Annotated in this window: 2 protein-coding genes; both read right to left on the bottom strand. The window is 40.5% G+C overall.

Going from position 1 to position 2,020, the window contains the following annotated elements; translation table 11 throughout:
* A partial coding sequence (locus ACNPNW_RS15985; protein WP_448767162.1) for a cysteine peptidase family C39 domain-containing protein occupies positions 1 to 589 on the bottom strand: 589 nt, incomplete at its 3' end.
* Entirely contained in the window at positions 586 to 2,010 is a 1,425-nt protein-coding gene (locus ACNPNW_RS15980) for a TolC family protein (protein WP_448767165.1), read from the bottom strand. The genes ACNPNW_RS15980 and ACNPNW_RS15985, both read right to left, overlap by 4 nt.
* Positions 2,011 to 2,020: the final 10 nt, after the last annotated feature.

The following is a 2,020-nucleotide window of genomic DNA, read 5'->3' as shown; positions in this document are numbered from 1 at the left end:
ACACCCATAACGTAGGAATTGACTGAGAAGGCACGACTCGATCATAGACTTGCATTGAAAATATAATGGTTGCCAGTGCCAGAATATTTGCAATTAATGATGCAAACATAATATCGATATATCGTTTCCAGTCACGTAACACGATCGACCAGAACCAACTACTCTCATAAGGTTTGATATATTCATCAATACGCGCATCTGCAACTGATTTTTCAGGTCGCAGGATATAAACACTTTCAATTTCATGTTGAAGGTCAGAAGCAACAAAACTTTGCGCAAGCCCCTGATCACCACTCATCTGGATACTGACATTATGATCGACATCTGCCTGATCAACCACACCAACTTGACCATCCTTGAATACCACGATGACTGGTAAACGCCATGGATTAAGCATCTCTTTTGAAAATTTACTTTTACGTACACTTAAGCCAATCTGACGTGCAATCGTTTTCACGACCTCATCTGCTGCACTAGCCCCTGCCCAATCCATCTGCAAACGGATACGTTCTTCAGAGGTTTCGATACGATAATGTTTGGCAATCAATAAAATTGCCTGAAGATATGGCTGGTAATTCATCGTACTCATGGCTGAACCTCAACCCCCTGAATGGATAGACGATTAAGATGATAAACATCTCGTGATTGACCTGTAGTCGAGATAAGTTGGACTAGATTTGCATAAATATCATAACGATTATTTTCAATTTCCATATTTGCACTATGAATGGCTTGTTCAGCATTAAGTAAGTCCACTACTGTCCGCGTACCAAGCTTATATTGCTCCTGATATAATTCTTTTGTTCTGGTGGTGGTTGATTGTCTGGCAACCAAAACCTGCATCTGCCGTTGTTTATTTGTGACTTGTTCCTCAGTCATGCGAATCTGTTCCAGAATATCCATATAACTATTTTGTACTTTGGCTTTGGCAGCTTCTTCTGCATAACTTGCAGCGCGACTTTGCGCCCCCACTGATCCACCCTGAAAGAAGTTACTGCTTGCTTCAAATTTAATTGAACTATCAAATCCGTCATCCTTGTTATTGTTTGGATTGACACCATTCAGTGCCTGACTTAGCGTTCCAACTAAATTTAAAGTAGGGTAACGACTGAGATCTGTCTGAGTTTTCTGTGCTTTTGCAACATTTACTTCTGCTTGAGCAGACATAATCGTAGGAATCGTATTGATTTTAGGTGCTTCAAAAATCTTTGATTCAGTGACTACATTTTCAGGTATTTTCCAGTTGATCCGACTGATATCAAAGCCCAGTAAAGTCCGTAATTTTTGTTGATACAGTCTTAATTGTGTTTGTTGAGCAATTAAATTTGATTGGGAAGCTTCAAGATACGACTTCGCCTGCACGGGATCTGCCTGACTGCTAATGCCAGCATTTGCACGCAAATTGGCAATCTCAGCAATACGTGCAATCCCATCTACTTGCTGCTGTGCAATGCGACAGACTTCCTCATAGCGTTTTAGATTCACGATTGCACTTGCAACCTCAAGTGCAACCTCATCAATCTTGACCAGCACTTGCGCCTGCTGCAATGCTAATCTGGCTTTTTGAATATCCACACTGGATTTGACCTTACCAAAATCATAGACCATCTGTGTCGCATTAAGACTTAATAACTGCCGACCGCGTTCGCCAGAAGTCATATCTCCAGTCGAAATACCACCCGATAATTGAGGATAATATGCAGCTTTAGCCACATCAATATTGGCATTTTGAGAAGCAAGACTCGCAATATTTTGACTAATTTCAGGATGTCGCTGAACCGCAATTTTCACTGCCTCAGAAATATCAAGCGTTCTTGAAGTGGGGCTTACCAAGCTCAATCCCGCAGTATTGACCGTATTGGAATGTGTTGAACCGATAACAGGAAGTTCATCAAACTTTGAGGTATCGACATCAAAATTTGAGAGCTGTTTAAGATCTACTTTATTAAAATGATCATCCGATTTTGGGGTAAATACACCTTGTAAATTATCTTTTAACGAAGTTGCAATTTCCTGACCA

The sequence above is a fragment of the Acinetobacter endophylla genome, from assembly GCF_053543775.1.
This window is presented reverse-complemented; position numbering and strand designations above follow the sequence as displayed.